The following is a 16884-nucleotide window of genomic DNA, read 5'->3' as shown; positions in this document are numbered from 1 at the left end:
CCTTTGAATGTTTTTGCGATAAACTCATATTAGAGTATAACATGGTGAGGTAATCTATATTGGCAAAAGTAACGAAAATCCAAGCTCAGAAACGTAAGGGACGTTATAACGTTTATCTTGATGGTAAATATGCGTTTCCAGTTGCTGAGGCGACTTTGATTGAATTCAGATTGATGAACGATGTCGAATTAACTGACCAACAAATCAAAGAAATCAAAGACCACGAGAACGTCAACAAAGCTTATGGCGATGCCGTCAATTATTTAAGCTATCAACTTCGGACCAAAAAAGAAATCAAAGAATACTTATATAAGAAAGAATATCATCGTGATGCAGTTGACGAGGTAATTGCACGCCTAGAAGATTTGCATTATTTAGATGACGCAAGTTACGCAACTAGTTTCATCAACACTCAATTACGAACAACGGCTAATGGGCCCAAAATCATTGAGCAAAAATTACATCAAAAAGGCGTCCCCGAAAACATCATTCAAGACAAGATCTTTGAGATCAATCCTGATACCTTATTAGAAAATGCGACCGACTTTGCCATGAAACAAGCCCGAAAACAAAAAAGAGCTTCATTCAAACAAATGCTGACGAAAATTCGCCAGAGCCTTTATCAAAAGGGCTTTGATAATGAAACGATAGAGGCAGCAATCAAGAGCTTGGATTTGGAGCCAGATGAGGACGAAGAATTGGCCAAGTTACGCAAGTTAGTCGAAAAAGTTCAGCATCGTTATGATACACCAGCCAAATTGATTAATTATTTAATGACCAAAGGTTATCATTTTGATGAAATCAAAAAGGTTCTTAGTTCTTCGGAAAAATAAAGAATTTAATTGTTGATTGGTTGGTGGGTGGTTCACTGCCGGCTTACGTTCTGCTCTGAGGGGTCTGGAACGCCATGGGCATCGCTTTGAACCAATTGAAGTTCGCAATTGTTTCAAAGTCGAGCCTTGTTCTAAGTGCGCTTCGCCCACTAAGAACAATTTCATGGCTGAGACCCCTCAGAGCTCTCACTACAGCCTGGGGTGTTAAAACATGTTTGGATATCCCTCAAGGGAACAAGTTCAAGAGCAAAATATAAAGGTCAAAAACTTAAAAGCCTAAAAGCAAAATGAACTGATGATTTTAAATGGTTTGGTGGATGGTTCACTGCCGGCTTGCGTTCGGCTCTGAGGGGTCTGGAACGCCATGGGCATCGCTTTGAACCAATTGAAGTTCGCAATTGTTTCAAAGTCGAGCCTTGTTCTAAGTGCGCTTCGCCCACTAAGAACAATTTCATGGCTGAGACCCCTCAGAGCTCTCACTACAGCCTAGAGGATTAAAACATGTTTGGTTAACCCTCAAGTGAACAAGTTCAAGAGATAAAGCAAGTTTAAAGGCTAAAGATTAGAGTCAAAAACTTAAATCCTAAAAGATAAAATTAGCTGGTGCCTTAAAATGAATTAATACCTTTGATAGAAATTAAATAATGTATTGAGTTGATATAAAAATAAGTCAATTCAATACATTTTTTTGTCTTGCCCTTTATCTTTTGCCCTTAAGCACCAAGGCTTTCCAGCTTCCACTCCTACCAAGCACAGTCAAAAATGTAGAGTCCTCATATATATCATTAACAAAAAAATATGCAGAGGCCCTAGTCAGGAGCGGAAGTTCTGGGGGATATCAGTGGTGAAATTTTACTTAATTGGCGAACCATGCCAATTTAGTAAAAGGTCGAGCTTGAAGACAAGCGGTTTTCTTGGCTCCAAGTCGGCCCACCACGTTCCATATCCCCCAGAACTGGAGCGGATGACGGCAGTGAACCAAAACCACCGCCTCCACACCATCCCCACAAAAATTTTAAAACTAAATAAACCTCAAGATAGCTTTTATTAGTTTCACAGCTCTGTTATAATTTTTTTGGATAAGAATTAGGTATTAGAGAAAGCTGGTATGTTATGCAGATTCCTAAAGAAGGGGATTACGTAGCAATCCAGAGTTATAAGCATGATGGTCATTTACATCGTACTTGGCGTGAAACAATGGTGCTAAAGACAAGTGAGAACGAAATTATTGGTTGTAATGAGAATACTCTTGTCACTGAAGCCGATGGGCGTCGTTGGGTAACTCGAGAACCCGCTTTAGTCTACTTTCATAAGAAATATTGGTTCAATATCGTGGCTATGATAAGAGACAGCGGGGTTTCGTATTACTGCAATTTGGCGACACCATTTGCTTTGGACAAAGAGGCCATCAAATATATTGATTACGATTTAGATGTTAAGGTTTTCCCTGATGGGGAGAAGCGCTTGCTGGATGTGGATGAATACGCTGCACACAGTAAATTGTGGAATTATCCACCAGAAATAGACACAATTTTACATTATAATGTCGACGTTTTAATTGATTGGATCGATAAGGGTAAAGGGCCGTTTTCACAGGCTTATATTGATCTTTGGATGCAAAGATATAAGGAACTGTCACACCATTAGGATTGCTATATCCTAGAAGGCTGCCGCAAAGGTGGTCTTTTTTTTATTTATATTTTCACGAAATTATTAGTATACTAAAAATGTTTTAAAGTAATTAAATTTTCTATAGAAATAATTTCTTGGAAAAGTCGCTTGTTATACTAATAGGTAGACTTTAATAAAGGGGAATTATTGTGATTATTGATAATTTATTGTCTAACCTGCTACTCGTGGTTGCCTTGATGATGGCGTGCGACACGCGCATGAAGTCAAAAGACAAGGGCTTTGTGCCTTATCTGGCAATTACCTTAGCATTCGTCATTAAATTGGCCACTCAACCATGGTCGGCATTGGGGTATAACATTTGGTTAGTTTTGTTTTTAGTGATTTTGATTCAGAGCAATGCGGTGGTTCAAAATATGGTAATCAGTTTTCGAGCTGAATTAGGTTTTGGACCGTTTCTATTTGTAATTTTTGTCGGACTAGTAGGATTTAGTATCTTGTCTGAAATGGTGCGTTTGCTGTTACCATTGGCAATTATTATCTTGTTATTTTTCTTGATCAGCACCAAAAAATCCAGTCAACGTTAAATTGTTGGCTGGATTTTTTTAGTTACTTAGTGATCGTACTATCATCAAAAGTTATTCCTGAAAGGAAATCTCTAATTCTAGTGGTTGGATGATTGAAAAATTCATCTGGTGTGCCTTCAAAGAGGATCTCTCCGTCTTCCACAAAGACAATTTTATCGGCAACTGATCGTGCAAATTGCATATTGTGGGTAACGATGATCATCGACTGGTCCATCTTACTTAATTCTTCCAGAATTAACAAGACTTGCGTTTCTAGCTCAGGATCGAGGGCACTAGTTGGTTCGTCTAATAAAATATATTCAGGGTCCATTGCCAAAGCTCGACAGATGGAGATCCGCTGTTGTTGTCCACCGGATAGCTGGCTAGGATAACGATCAGCGTATTCAGCCAAACCGACTTGTTGCAAAAGTTTCTTTGCCTTGGCCTCTGTTTCAGCTTTCGGAGCCTTGAGGACGGTTAGCGGTGCGGTTGTGATATTTTGCAGAACCGTTAAGTTAGGGAATAAGTTCCAATTTTGGAAAACCATGCTAGTTTTCTTACGAATATCAAAACTCAATTTTTTAGAAACTGGTTTAGCGTAATCTAAGTTCAAGTCCTCAAAACTCAAAGTGCCACTTTCTGGTCGAACTAAGAGATCTAGTGAACGCAACAAAGTTGATTTACCAGAACCAGATGGTCCCAAGATTACAGTTGTTTTGCCATCAGGGAAGTCAACCGAAATATTTTTGAGAACTGACTTGCCATTGTATTTTTTAACGACATTCTTTAATGAAATCATTAAGCTTCACTTCCTTTAACGTATTTTGAAGTACGACGTTCTAGGTAATGTTGTAAGAGCGTGAGAAGTGAACAAATGATGGCATACAAGAAGGCGGCTAAAGAATACATCAACAGTGGCTGGAAGTTCTTCGCAGTGATCTGTTGACTGACTTGGAACATTTCCAGAATCGTAATGGAACTGGCCAAAGAAGTATCTTTGACTAAACCGATAAAGGAATTGGATAGTGGAGGTAAAGCGATTCTAACTGCTTGTGGCAACACGATCTTCATCAATGTTTGTCTAGTCGTGAAATTCAATGTAAAAGCAGCATCCCACTGATCCTGAGGAACTGACATCAAAGCAGAACGAATCGTTTCTGATGCATAGGCACCAGTATTTAAAGAGAAACCAATCGTAGCTGCTAAGAATGGCGCTAGTTGGATACCGGCATTTGGTAAACCAAAGAAGATGATGAACAGTTGAACCAAGAGTGGAGTAGAACGGAAAAGCCAGACGTAGAAGTCAGCAATTGCCCGCAAAACCATCCAAGGATACTTGATCAATTTATTTTCGCTTGGTTGAATGAATTTGATAAGAGCAGTCAATACGGCTAAGATCAAACCAAAGATAAAAGAAATGACGGCTAATGGAATTGTATATTGAATCATCGCCGAAAGCATTTCTGGTAATGACGTTATGATGATATGCCACATGAATTAAAAACCCTCCTTAATGAGTTAACGATTATTTTTTAGTAATATCCTCACCAAAGTACTTGATGGAAAGTTTCTTCATTGTACCATCTTTATAAAGTTCTTTGATAGCCTTATTTACACGGCCACGTAAGTGAGTTGACTTCTTATTATAGATAGGAGCAATCTTTGATGGAGCTAGTTTGCTATCAGGAATAGTGATGTACTTCAAATCAGTACTCTTGTGACTCTTCTTCCAATATAAGAAAGCTTCCTTTGAGTTAAAGGCACCGGCGACACGTCCTTCGTCGATCATTGACATGTCAGTTTGGAAATCAGCAGCAGGCACTACTTTAGCACCGAACTTTTCGGCATGGTTGTAATTATCTGTCCCAGTACCAGCCGCAATCTTCTTGCCTTTGATATCGTCGACGGAGTTAATACCTGTACCATCTTTAGTGATGATAACTGATTTTGAGTAAATGTAAGGTGTTGAGAAAATATAATGTTTCTGACGTGATGGATTTTCCGCCACGTTGTTTAGCACAACATCAAAGGTGTTTGAGTTCAAACCAGCAATCAATGAATCCCACTTAGTTGGGACAAATTTAGCTTTGAGGCCTAATTTCTTAGCAATATCTTTGCCTAGGTCAACTTCAAAACCTTTCAATTGACCATCATCACGGTATGAATATGGAGCATAAGTACCCTCAAGTCCAATTGTTAACGTACCGTCAGTCTTAGTGTCGCTTGAAGCTTTATTACTTGAGCAACCTGTTAAGACCAAGATAAGTGCTGCAAGTGTTGTTAAGATTAAAGCAATTCGCTTTTTCATTTTTTATAAATCCCCCTTAAAAAAATTACCATTGTCTATTTTCGCATAAATTAAAGATTGTTAGAAAGAATATGTCTCCTAAAACTTAAATAAATCAGTTGAAAGATATCTTTCGCCATTATCTGGGGCCACAGTAACAACTGTTTGACCTTTTTTTAGTTCTTTAGCTAGTTCGATAGCTCCAAAGATATTAGCTCCACTGGAAATCCCTGGTAGAAAGCCTTCTTTTTGACTGACAGTTTGAGCCATTTGGATAGCTTGTTCACTAGTTACTTCTATTATATTGGAGTAAGCCTTTTGATCGAGAGTATCGGGAATGAATCCCGCACTGATACCTTGAATCTTGTGGGCACCAGTCTTGCCATCCTTGAGTAGTGGTGATTCCGCTGCCTCCAAAGCATAGACTTTAATATTAGGATATGCTTTTCTTAGAGCATGGCTAACACCAGAAAGGGTACCGCCTGTACCAACTCCAGCAATAAAGCCATCGACTGGGGTTTCACCAAAGGCGTTGATGATCTCTTGACCAGTCGTCAATTCATGGATTTGAGGATTGGCAGGATTTTGAAACTGCATGGGCATGAAATAGCCATTTTCATTTGCTAAATCAGTGGCCTTTTGAATTGCTCCTTTCATACCCGCTGAACCTGGTGTGAGGATCAATTCAGTTCCGTACCCTTGCATCAATTTACGCCGTTCGATGCTCATTGTTTCAGGCATCGTGATAATCAAATGATAACCTTTAGCCGCAGCAACCAGTGATAAGCCGATGCCTGTATTTCCTGAAGTGGGTTCAACTAGCGTATCTCCCGGCTTGATCTTGCCAGCTTTTTCGGCGGCTTCAATCATGGATAGAGCAATGCGGTCTTTGATTGAACCGCCAGGATTAAAGAATTCTAATTTCACATATACGTCAGCAGCGTCTTCTGGTACAACGTGATTTAGCTTAACCAGCGGTGTCTGTCCGATTAGTTCGGTAATATTGTTTGCAATTTTAGTCATGATAATTTCTCCTTAGCAAGTAGTTAATTTATGTTCAGTCACGGTCTGTAACCAGTTTTGATAAAAGGCCCTTTGAGTTGACTGCCAACTAAAGAGTGGCCGATGATCTAATGGCGAGTAATAATTGGCAGCTGCAAAAGGATGCTTAACTTTAGGACTTTTAAGTTCACGATGATATTCATTATCTAAACCATTTCGTTGGTATTCCAAATGTGAAAAGATAAAAGCTTGATGTCGCTTCTTGGCTTCCACTAAAGTTAACAAGCCGTTGTTACTGACAGCAGATATTTCCAAGTTAGGCTCTTCGATGATTTGTTGATGATCCATTTCCGCAAAACGAGCGTGTGGAGCTGGGAAGTTATTACTGATGTTTGTTAATAGCGGTGACTGAGAAAGAATTTGGTTTTGAAAAATGCCAAATGTTTTATGCGGTAAAATTCGTTTGTCTATTTTATAAAAATGATTAAGGGCAGCCATGGCGCCCCAACAGACGTATAGTTGCGGGATGTTTAACTCGTCGAGCTTATCTAAAAGCTGATTGATTTCATCAAAGTAAGAAACTTGAGGAAAGGCGAGCTTTTCCACCGGACTGCCAGTAACGATAAAACCATCGAGTGTTGATAGATCATTTAAATCAAGTGGTGACATTTGTTCAGTGATGTCAGATGAGAGATGCCGGTTCACGTAACGAGTGGCCGAGTAGTAAAAATGTAATTCAACTGAATCATCGAACAAAGACTGGAAGTTATCGATAGTTTCCAATTTGTTTTGCATCAGATTCAAGATACCGATTTTAAGAGGTTCCACAAGTAACTCCTTTCTAAGTGGTCTAAACACAAAAAAAAGCGAAGCTGACTAATGTCAACTTCGCTTGATAAATTTAGGTTTAACTACTTGATTATCAATTGAGTGGGATTAGACATGCTGAAAAAGTATAGTAATGTTCGTTCATTACTACACAACAACATGATTCAACTTGTGATTGATTAAAATTCAACATGTCTAATTCCTCCTGCAATTAAGTTGTCTCAAATTTACAATTATTAAATTAATAAGTCAAGCATTATTTCTTTTTTTCATTGTAAATAGACAGTGATTCGAACTCCATATATGAGGCTAAAGTCAAAGAAATTACGAGTAATAAAACTAGCCATCCCAATGTCCGACCCAAAATAACTGTTAACGGTATAAACTTGGCAACCAAATAAATACTTGCAATTGAGAGACAGAAGTCGACTAAGAGATTAGCGCCGATAACAACTTTGCTCCGTTCCAAAATAAAGAAGTTGAGCAGCTCTTTTAACACTTTACCAGTCGAGGAACGATACATGATCAAAACTGGACGCTGAGCTATAACCTTGACTGCAAACATACCAAAAGCACCTACAATTCCGCCTACGACGATGCGCCAGGTAATTGCATGTAGGACCAAAGAGTTATATGCAACCCCAATAATCGATAAGCAGAGAATATATGGGATGATAAAGAAGAAGACGTAGATCACAGCAATTTTTTTGTTAGACATTTTTGATTACTCCCTGTATACTGATAGTCTTATTCTATCATTAAAAACGTTTATTGTTGAATACATTAACACCTGTTATAATTGTTTTGTTTATATTTAAGTTTACATACGAAAGAGAGTGCGAGTTAAATGAGTGGTGACTCTTCTGGAGCGTCGCTTTCCGGACAGCTGATTTTAATTATTGTTTTGACAATATTAAATGCTTTTTTTGCGGCTGGTGAGATGGCGATTGTTTCTCTCAATAAGACGTCAGTCGAGGAAAAGGCAAAGGATGGTAATCGCAGAGCCAAGAAGGTTCTAAAGATCATCAGTGAGCCAAATAAGTATTTGTCAGCGATTCAGGTCGCTATAACGGTGGCAGGATTCTTATCATCTGCTAGTGCAGCAATGAGTTTGAGTGCAGGTACCGAAAAATTGATTGGGGATTTTCAAGGTAGCCGTGAGATTGCTGTGATTATCATAACGATTGTTTTGTCGTTTATAACACTGGTTTTAGGTGATTTATATCCGAAGAGGATAGCGTTACAACGCCCGTTTCAAGTTGCTAGTTTTACGCAACCATTTATCAGTTTTGCCAACTGGTTTTTGAAACCTTTTGTGTGGTTAATGGATAAATTAAATAATGGACTGATGAAAATAACCCCGATCAATTTTGACCAAGAGCACAGTTCAATTACTCGTAATGAGATGATTGCAACTTTGAAAAAGTCCCGCAACAATGGAACGATCAATTCGGATGAATATCAGATGTTGCAAGGAATTATCAGTTTTAGTGATAAAACCGCTCGAGAGATCATGGTGCCAAGAACGGATACTTTTATGATCGATATTAACGAACCAGTTGATGACAATATCGATGAGATTCTAAGTCAGCCTTATTCGAGAATTCCCGTTTATGGTGGTGACAAAGATAATGTCATCGGAATCGTTCATATCAAAGATTTGTTGAAACGTTCGCGTGAAGTCGGCTTTGACAAGATCAATTTGAATTCGATCATGAAAGAACCACTCTTCGTTCCTGAAGCTACTAGCATCGATAGTTTATTATTAAAGATGCGCAGTACGCAGACTCAGATTGCAATGGTCGTGGACGAGTATGGGGGAATCGTTGGTTTAGCAACAATCGAAGATGTCTTAGAAGAGATTGTTGGTGAAATCGACGACGAGTACGATCCCGTCACAAAGAATTTCCAACGATTAGGTTCAAATAAATTCTCGGTCGTTGGTTTGATGACAATTGAAGATTTTGATGAATTATTTGAAGAAGACATTCACGTTGAAGATGTGGATACGATTGCTGGTTACTTGATTATGAACCTCGGTGAAATTCCCGACGCTAGACATCCGCAGTCGTTTACATTAAATGATGGAATTGTCTTGACTTCTGGGGAGCTGAACGGTTCAAGAATTGAAAATGTGATCGTGACAGTCCCTGATAGTAAGCTTAAAAATGTAACTACTAACATGTACAAGAAGAAATACTAAAGTGTATTTCTTTTTTTTCGAGGAAATAAGGTTATAAATATTCTTGGTTAAAAAGGCCAACTTAATATAGATTGAAAAAGGAGCACAACGGTTCAAAATGGATCAAAAACAATTAGAGCAAGAAGTTAACAAACGTAGAACCTTCGCCATCATCTCTCACCCGGATGCTGGTAAAACAACAATTACTGAACAAATGCTTTACTTTGGTGGAGTTATTCGTTCTGCTGGTACGGTTAAAGCTAAAAAGTCAGGTCAATTTGCTACCAGTGACTGGATGGAAATCGAAAAGAAACGTGGTATTTCTGTAACGAGTTCTGTGATGCAATTTCACTATCGAAATAAAGATATTAATATCTTGGATACCCCAGGACATGAGGATTTCTCAGAAGATACTTATCGGACTTTGATGGCAGTTGATGCCGCAGTCATGGTCATTGACTCAGCTAAAGGTATCGAGCCTCAGACTAAGAAATTATTCAAAGTTGTTAAAAAACGTGGCATTCCTATTTTTACTTTTATGAATAAATTGGACCGTGATGGTCGTGACCCGCTTGATTTGATCGCTGAACTAGAAGAATTGCTCAATATCGAAGGCTGTGCTATGAATTGGCCTATCGGTATGGGTAAGGAACTCAAAGGTTTATATGATATTCATAACAACCGCTTGGAATTTTATCGTAAAGATGGTGATGATCGTTTCTTGCCATTAGATGATGAAGGACAATTGGCAGAAGATAATCCAATCAAGGATGAGGGTGTCTATGAACAAGCTTTGGGTGAAGTTGATCTGATTAAAGAAGCCGGTAATAAGTTTGATTTGAGTAAAATTCAAGCTGGTGATCAAACACCAGTTTTCTTCGGCTCAGCCTTGACTAATTTTGGTGTCGAAACCTTCTTGAATACTTTCTTGGACATGGCGCCAGCTCCTAGTGAACATAAGCAAAAAGACAGTGAAGAAGTCGTTAAACCTGATGATCCAGAGTTCTCAGCCTTTGTCTTTAAAATTCAAGCTAATATGAATCCTAATCATCGAGATAGAATTGCTTTTGTTAGAATTTGTTCTGGCGAATTCGTTCGCGGCATGGATGTTACTTTACAAAGAACTGGTAAGGTAATGCGTTTGAATAACGCTACTGAATTTATGTCAGACCAAAGAGAAACCGTTAAAACAGCTGTAGCCGGTGATATTGTTGGTTTGTACGATACTGGTAATTTCCAGATTGGCGATACGATTTATACAGGTAAGAAAGCAGTTCAATTTGAAGACTTACCACAATTTACGCCTGAAATGTTTATGGAAGTTCAAGCTAAGAATGTCATGAAACAGAAGTCATTCCATAAAGGGATGCAACAATTGGTACAAGAAGGTGCCGTTCAACTTTATAAGAAATATACAACTAATGACTATATCTTAGGTGCTGTTGGTCAACTGCAATTTGAAGTCTTCCAATTTAGAATGAAGAACGAATATAATTGTGACGTCGTGATGAAGCCGATCGGTTCACGAATTGCACGTTGGGTCGATCCTGAACAATTGGATCAATCAATGTCATCGACTCGTAATATGTTGGTTAAAGATATGGATGATAATCCTTTATTCTTATTTGAAAACAAGTTTGCGGAAAATTGGTTTGCCAACAAATATCCAGATGTTAAGTTAACTTCAAAATTATAGGAAATCGCTGAATGGCGGTTTTTTTTATTGTAAAATTTTAGTGGTAGTGTAAAAGCTCACGAAAAAAGGAGGCGAAATCACACTCAATAAAACCGGTAAACAAGCAGTTAGGGGCTTGTTGGAATTGAAAAGAAGTAATTACTACCGTTTATTTAGCTTACGTTCGTTGCCGATAAATTGTTTATTTTGTTAAAAAATATTCAATATGGACTTTTTTGGCTGTTTAAATATTTAGAAAACTTTAGAATCTTAAGAAATTCTTAATGTCAAGCAACAAAAAATTACAATTTATTTTCGAATGTTTAATTCTTGTTACAATTTCCAGGTTTTATTGAAAGTGCTTTTTTTAAATAGTAGTCTATAACTAGATTATTTATTAAGGGGAAACTATTCTATGTCTAAAAAAAATCTATTAACAAGTGCTTTAGTACTTGGTACTCTAGCTGCAACCGCTACACCATCCGTAGTGTCAGCTGCAACAACTAATGACGCTGATTCTCCGGCAACTTCAAGTACCGAACAAGTGAATAATAAATCTCAAGACAATAATACAGTCATCGCTGGTTCTCAAGTTAAAAAAGCTGATACTACTGTTGCTAACTCAGCAACTGTGCAAGCTGCTAGTGAGTCAGTTAACAATGCTTTAAACACTTCTGCAATTATTCAAGCCGCTACTGGTGCAACTTCAGCTCAACAACAAGCCTTTTTGAATCAAGCCGTTCCAATGGCTCAAAAAGCTGCTTCACAATATGGCTTATATACATCAGTTATGTTGGCACAAGCTATTCTTGAAAGTGGATGGGGTACATCAACTCTAGCTACACAAGGACATAACTTATTTGGTATTAAGGGTGACTATAACGGTGCCTACGTTACAATGCCAACTTCAGAATGGAGTTCAACTCAAGGTTGGTACACGATTTATGCTAACTTCAGAAAGTATCCTAGTTACTATGAATCATTTGCTGATAACGGTGATAAGTTGCGTAACGGCGTTTCATGGGATTCAAGTTACTACAAGGGGACTTGGGTAGAAAATACTAAGTCTTATAAAGATGCTACTGCTTGGTTGCAAGGTAGATATGCTACAGCACCTAACTATGCTTCATCATTGAACAACTTGATTCAAACTTACAATTTGACTCAATACGATGGCAATGCTGAAACAAATGGTGGATCACAAACTAACAACAATGTTATCAAAGTTAATAATCCAAACGCTGGATATGTTAAGTTGGTAGCTTTTGGTAGTGATGGTTCAGCTAAAGATGTTGCTAACCGTGGTTTAGCTAACAACACACCTTGGTATACTGATCAAACAAGATCTTACAATGGTCACACATACTACCGTGTTGCTACAAACGAATGGGTTGAAGACACATATTTAGCTTAATATTTTTTAAGAAATGAGAGATGCGCATTTTCCAATCTTTGGAAGTGCGTATTTTTTTTGTAAAAATAGTTGTTCAATTTTACGGACTCCCTTATTATTATTAGATGGACTTTTTTTGAATGAGAGAGAAATATACATGAATGAAAAATTAACTTGGAAAAATCTATTTTTTATTGGCTCCATGCTCTTTGGACTTTTCTTTGGAGCTGGTAATTTAATTTTTCCAGTCTTTTTAGGTCAACAAGCAGGAAGCAATGTTTTATTAGCCATCATTGGTCTTTTGATCACGGGAGTCGGTTTACCGCTACTAGGTGTCGCCAGTATGGGATTGACGGGTAGTAATAGTGTCTTTGATTTGGCTGGAAAAGTTAACCGACCATTTGCTTATGTCTTTACAATTTTATTGTACTTAACTATGGGACCATTATTTGCGATTCCTCGATTAGCTACAATCTCATTTCAATTAGGTATTGCTCCTTTTGTTGCCCCAAAACAACAGAATTTTGTGCTCTTGATCTTTTCGGCAATCTTTTTCTTAATTACTTTTCTCTTAGCGAGGAAACCAAGCAAGTTGATGACTTATGTCGGTAAGTGGTTAACGCCGATCTTCTTAATTTTGTTAGGAATTTTAGTTGTAGCCGCTTTTGTCAAACCGATGGGGAATCTTAACTCATTGCCACAAGGACAGTACGCCAATAATCCAGTACTGACAGGTTTTACCGAAGGGTATAATACGATGGACGCCTTAGCTTCATTAGCTTTTGGCGTAGTAGTGATCGATACGATTAAGTCATTAGGAGTAAAAAATCCTAGTCAGATTGCAAAAGATACGATTAAATCTGGTTTGATCAGCGTAATTTTGATGGGAGTAATCTATACCTTTTTAGCCTTGATTGGAACAATGAGCGTCAATAAACTACCACTGGCTGCCAATGGAGGAATCACCTTGGCGCAAGTATTCCACTATTACTTCGGTTCATTCGGAAGCGTTCTGTTGGCATTAATTGCAATCATTGCTTGTTTAAAAACCTCAATAGGCTTAGCTTCAGCCTTTGGAGAAACAGCTACCGAAATGTTTCCCAAATTTAATTATCAGATAGTTTTAACTGTAGCCACCGGCTTGTCATTTTTAGTAGCCAATATCGGCTTAACAAAATTGATCAATTATTCAACACCCGTGTTGATGTTCCTCTATCCAATGGCAATGATTTTGATATTGATTGCAGTTATGAAACCAATAGTTGGTGAGTCTAAAGTAGTTTTTGGCCTGACAGCATTATTTACCGTTGTGCCCGCATTATTTGCCGGTATCAACGCTCTACCTAAGAACTTGCACAGCAACAATCTAGTTCATCAAGTTTTGTTGTGGAATAATCATTTGCCATTAGCCACTATGAGTTTAGGCTGGGTTGTTCCAGCGTTAATTGGACTGATTATTGGAGTGGTAATTAGTAAGTTTTCTAAGGGGGAGTTTTGAAGTATACAGGGTAATGGGTTCACTGCCGTCATCCGCTCCAGTTCTGGGGGATATGGAACGTGGTGGGCCGACTTGGAACCCCTCAGCAAGCTGACGGTCTTCAAGCTCGACCTTTTACTAAATTGGCAAAAACCGCCAATTAAGTAAAATTTCACCACTGATATCCCCCAGAACTTCCGCTCCTGACTAGGGTTACTGCATATTTTATTTTTTTGTGATATATATATGAATCCTACGTTCCTTATTTAGCTTGGTAGGAGTGGAAGCTGGAAAACCTTGGTGCTTAAGAGCAAAAGATAAAAAGCAAGACAAAAAAATGTATTGAATTGACTTATTTTTATATCAATTCAATACATTTTTTTAATTTCTATTAAAGATATTAGTTCATTTAAAGGCATTAATTCATTTTATCTTTTAAAGTTTTAAGTTCTTGACCTTAATCTTTAGCCTTTGAACTTGCTATTGCCCTTGAACTTGTTCACTTGAGGGATATCCAAACATGTTTTAATATTCTAGGCTGTAGTGAGAGCTCTGAGGGGTCTAAGCCATGAAATTGTTCTTAGTGGGCGAAGCGCACTTAGAACAAGGCTCGACTTTGAAACAATTGCGCACTTCAATTGGTTCAAAGCGATGCCCATGGCGTTCCAGACCCCTCGGAGCCGAACGGAAGCCGGCAGTGAACCATCCACCATACTACTCCACACCAATCAAGATTATAGTTCGGATAAAATCTTGTTAGCAGTGGGTTCATTCAAAATAATATCAGTGAAATAATCCCCCAATAGAGCAGCCTTTAGCGCCGATGACTTAAACTTATCATTAACAATACCAACTCGAGTGGGAACTTCTAGAACTTGAGCAAGAGTTATCCCAAAAACCTTGTCATCTTCCGGTCTAATCAGTTGATGACCGTCTTTGTCGATTGGCCGACCATAAACCAGTGCCGCAATAGAATTGGGATTAACTTTGGGAAACAGAACATCTTTGCTCGTATTCCAAGAGTCGATACTGTTGATCGAATCTAATGTCCCCACACTAGTGAAAATTAGATCCAATTGTTTAGCTGTAGCTAAACTCGGCTTAATGGCTGGCTCCAAGGCTAATAATCGTCTGACATCTTCATTGACGATATAAAGTGGGGCGTCGATCGTAAGATACTTTCCGTTATAACGGGTTGCAACTTTTTGAACCATCCGCATAGTACCAGCCAAAGAGTTATGCTTTCCGTTTTCACCGATAAATTGGGTGAAGACCATATTGTCTTTGGCAGTACTTTGAAATGAATCGATCACATTATAAATCGTGTCTCCCCAGGTGAGACCGATTATTTTTTTGCCCTCAATTAAATCTTGAAGATATTTTGCTGCGAATGAATAAAACCGATCGTTCTCATGTGCAATATCTTCGGTATTTTTTAAAACATAAAAGTTGGGATTAGGGAAATGGGTCTTGAGACGATTTTCCAAATCGTTACTTCGTGAAAAAGGTGAACTTATACTAATTGTAACAATCTTTTTGTCGACCGCTTCAGTTAAATATTTTGAAATTTTGTAACGGCTGATATTGTATTTTTTTGCAATATCGCCAAGGTTCAAATGGTTTAAATAATAGTCCTGAGCCAGGTCAACTAATAATGAAGTACTTTCTTCCTGTGGCATAGCGACTCTCCTTTGATATATATAAGTTACCTTATTTGGATAGGTATTTCAATTTTAAAAGTTTGTGAAATATGTGAAAGTATTTACAATATTTGAAAAAAAGCGTATCATTTGCTTTGAAAAATATTAAATATAAAGCGATATTTTTAAAAATTTAAAAAGGGGCGACGTTTATGGACAAAGAATTAATCAAAAAAATACATCAGGCTCATACCGGCGTTTTACAAATTGACGGAGAATTACCGGTTTCAACTATGGAGGAACTTGGCGAAGCGTATACGCCAGGGGTCGCAGAGATCAGTAAGATTATTGCGAAGGACCATGAACTTGCTCAAAAATATACTGTCAGTGGAAAATTAGTAGCAATCATTTCTGACGGTTCAGCAGTTTTAGGCTTAGGTAATATTGGTCCCCAAGGAAGTTTACCTGTGATTGAAGGTAAGGCTTTGCTTTATAAACGTTTAGCCAATGTAAATGCCATTCCTTTGGCAGTCGACCAAGTTGATGTGGATGAATTCGTGCAAACAATTGTCAACATCAGCAAGAGTTTTGCCGGGATTCATTTGGAAGACATTGCCGCACCAAAGTGTTTTGAGATTGAAAGAAAGCTCGCTCAAAAACTTGATATTCCCGTTTATCATGATGATCAAGAGGGGACAGCGATTGTAGTCTTGGCAGGTTTGATCAATGCAGCTAAAGTCGTTAATAAAAACTTGTCGGACCTAAAGGTTGTTATTAACGGAGTTGGAGCATCTGGTTTAGCTACTGCGGAACTATTATACAAATATGGTATCAAGAAGTTAATTTTAGTTGATCAAAAAGGTGTCATTGATAGTGAAGCAACTAGTTTGAATAGTTATCAATTTGAATTGATGAAGAAGATCAACTATCAAACGGATGCTAAAACATTGGCTGAAGCAATGAATGGAGCTGACGCTTTCGTTGGCTTGTCCGTAGGTGGAATTGTTACTTCTGAAATGGTTGCTTCGATGAATGATGGAATTATTTTTGCACTAGCTAATCCCAAGCCCGAGATCGAACCAGATTTGGCAAAGGCAGCAGGAAGTAAAGTTATTGCCACAGGTAGTTCACAACATCCTAACCAAGTTAATAATATCTTGGCTTTCCCAGGCTTATTCAGAGGCTTGTTGCAGAATCACGTGGAACATTTCAGTGCAGAAGTTGAAGCTAGTGTGGCTGAAAGCTTGGCTAATATGATTGCTGAACCAACACCCGAAAAAATTATTCCCAGAGTTTTTGATAAAAATGTTGTTAAAACAGTTTCAGACGCTGTAACAAACTTTGTGAGAAGTGAGGATTAAATTATGAAAAT

Annotated in this window: 15 protein-coding genes; 8 read left to right on the top strand and 7 right to left on the bottom strand. The window is 38.1% G+C overall.

Translation table 11 applies throughout. The annotated features are described in order from the left end of the window. The first annotated feature begins 59 nt into the window (after positions 1-59). The 3 genes from recX (at position 60) to ACYT32_RS06205 (ending at position 3049) form a co-directional block, all read left to right on the top strand. Positions 60-833 carry a recombination regulator RecX gene (gene recX, locus ACYT32_RS06215; protein WP_395265188.1) on the top strand — a complete coding sequence of 258 codons (774 nt, stop codon included), beginning with the start codon at positions 60-62 and terminating at the stop codon, positions 831-833. Between the two features lie 1113 nt (positions 834-1946). Next, the gene (gene ntdP, locus ACYT32_RS06210; RefSeq protein WP_395265187.1) at positions 1947-2480 is read left to right on the top strand and encodes a nucleoside tri-diphosphate phosphatase; all 534 of its coding nucleotides are present in this window, start codon (positions 1947-1949) and stop codon (positions 2478-2480) included. Between the two features lie 173 nt (positions 2481-2653). Then, the gene (locus tag ACYT32_RS06205) at positions 2654-3049 is read left to right on the top strand and encodes a hypothetical protein (RefSeq protein ID WP_395265186.1); all 396 of its coding nucleotides are present in this window, start codon (positions 2654-2656) and stop codon (positions 3047-3049) included. Positions 3050-3071: 22 nt separating this feature from the next. Here the strand turns inward: ACYT32_RS06205 and ACYT32_RS06200 are convergent, their stop codons facing one another. From ACYT32_RS06200 to ACYT32_RS06175, 6 genes are all read right to left on the bottom strand, one after another. Then, positions 3072-3827, bottom strand: coding sequence for an amino acid ABC transporter ATP-binding protein (locus tag ACYT32_RS06200; RefSeq protein ID WP_395265185.1), 756 nt, complete (start codon positions 3825-3827; stop codon positions 3072-3074). After that, complete coding sequence (locus ACYT32_RS06195) at positions 3827-4522, bottom strand: amino acid ABC transporter permease (RefSeq protein ID WP_395265184.1); 696 nt, start codon at positions 4520-4522, stop codon at positions 3827-3829. Before ACYT32_RS06195 ends, ACYT32_RS06200 begins: the two co-directional genes overlap by 1 nt. A 31-nt stretch (positions 4523-4553) precedes the next feature. Further along, positions 4554-5336 (bottom strand): transporter substrate-binding domain-containing protein, encoded by a 783-nt coding sequence (locus tag ACYT32_RS06190; RefSeq protein ID WP_395265183.1) that lies wholly within the window; start codon positions 5334-5336, stop codon positions 4554-4556. 78 nt (positions 5337-5414) lie between these two features. Continuing rightward, the gene (gene cysK, locus ACYT32_RS06185; RefSeq protein WP_395265182.1) at positions 5415-6338 is read right to left on the bottom strand and encodes a cysteine synthase A; all 924 of its coding nucleotides are present in this window, start codon (positions 6336-6338) and stop codon (positions 5415-5417) included. Positions 6339-6350: 12 nt separating this feature from the next. Further along, positions 6351-7145: a homoserine O-acetyltransferase/O-succinyltransferase family protein gene (locus tag ACYT32_RS06180; protein WP_395265181.1), complete on the bottom strand. Its 795-nt coding sequence runs from the start codon at positions 7143-7145 to the stop codon at positions 6351-6353. Positions 7146-7401: 256 nt separating this feature from the next. Next, positions 7402-7863 carry a hypothetical protein gene (locus tag ACYT32_RS06175; RefSeq protein ID WP_395265180.1) on the bottom strand — a complete coding sequence of 154 codons (462 nt, stop codon included), beginning with the start codon at positions 7861-7863 and terminating at the stop codon, positions 7402-7404. Between the two features lie 129 nt (positions 7864-7992). On the opposite strand from ACYT32_RS06175, the gene ACYT32_RS06170 reads away from it, so the two are divergent. The 4 genes from ACYT32_RS06170 to brnQ all read left to right on the top strand — a co-directional run bounded on the left by ACYT32_RS06170 (position 7993) and on the right by brnQ (position 13893). Next, on the top strand, positions 7993-9348 hold the full coding sequence (locus ACYT32_RS06170) for a hemolysin family protein (protein ID WP_395265179.1): 1356 nt from the start codon (positions 7993-7995) through the stop codon (positions 9346-9348). Between the two features lie 97 nt (positions 9349-9445). Continuing rightward, positions 9446-11023 carry a peptide chain release factor 3 gene (locus ACYT32_RS06165; protein WP_395265178.1) on the top strand — a complete coding sequence of 526 codons (1578 nt, stop codon included), beginning with the start codon at positions 9446-9448 and terminating at the stop codon, positions 11021-11023. A gap of 394 nt (positions 11024-11417) precedes the next feature. Then, positions 11418-12416 carry a glycoside hydrolase family 73 protein gene (locus tag ACYT32_RS06160; RefSeq protein ID WP_395265177.1) on the top strand — a complete coding sequence of 333 codons (999 nt, stop codon included), beginning with the start codon at positions 11418-11420 and terminating at the stop codon, positions 12414-12416. A 136-nt stretch (positions 12417-12552) separates the two neighbouring features. Further along, complete coding sequence (brnQ, locus tag ACYT32_RS06155; protein WP_395265176.1) at positions 12553-13893, top strand: branched-chain amino acid transport system II carrier protein; 1341 nt, start codon at positions 12553-12555, stop codon at positions 13891-13893. A gap of 713 nt (positions 13894-14606) precedes the next feature. Here the strand turns inward: brnQ and ACYT32_RS06150 are convergent. Then, the gene (locus ACYT32_RS06150) at positions 14607-15551 is read right to left on the bottom strand and encodes a sugar-binding transcriptional regulator (RefSeq protein WP_395265175.1); all 945 of its coding nucleotides are present in this window, start codon (positions 15549-15551) and stop codon (positions 14607-14609) included. Positions 15552-15724: 173 nt separating this feature from the next. Between ACYT32_RS06150 and ACYT32_RS06145 the strand changes: the two genes are divergently transcribed. Then, entirely contained in the window at positions 15725-16873 is a 1149-nt protein-coding gene (locus ACYT32_RS06145) for an NAD(P)-dependent malic enzyme (RefSeq protein WP_395265173.1), read from the top strand. Positions 16874-16884: the final 11 nt, after the last annotated feature.

The sequence above is a fragment of the Companilactobacillus sp. FL22-3 genome (assembly GCF_054881455.1).
The sequence above is the reverse complement of the archived record's forward strand: the minus strand, read 5'-3'. Positions and strand labels throughout refer to the sequence as shown.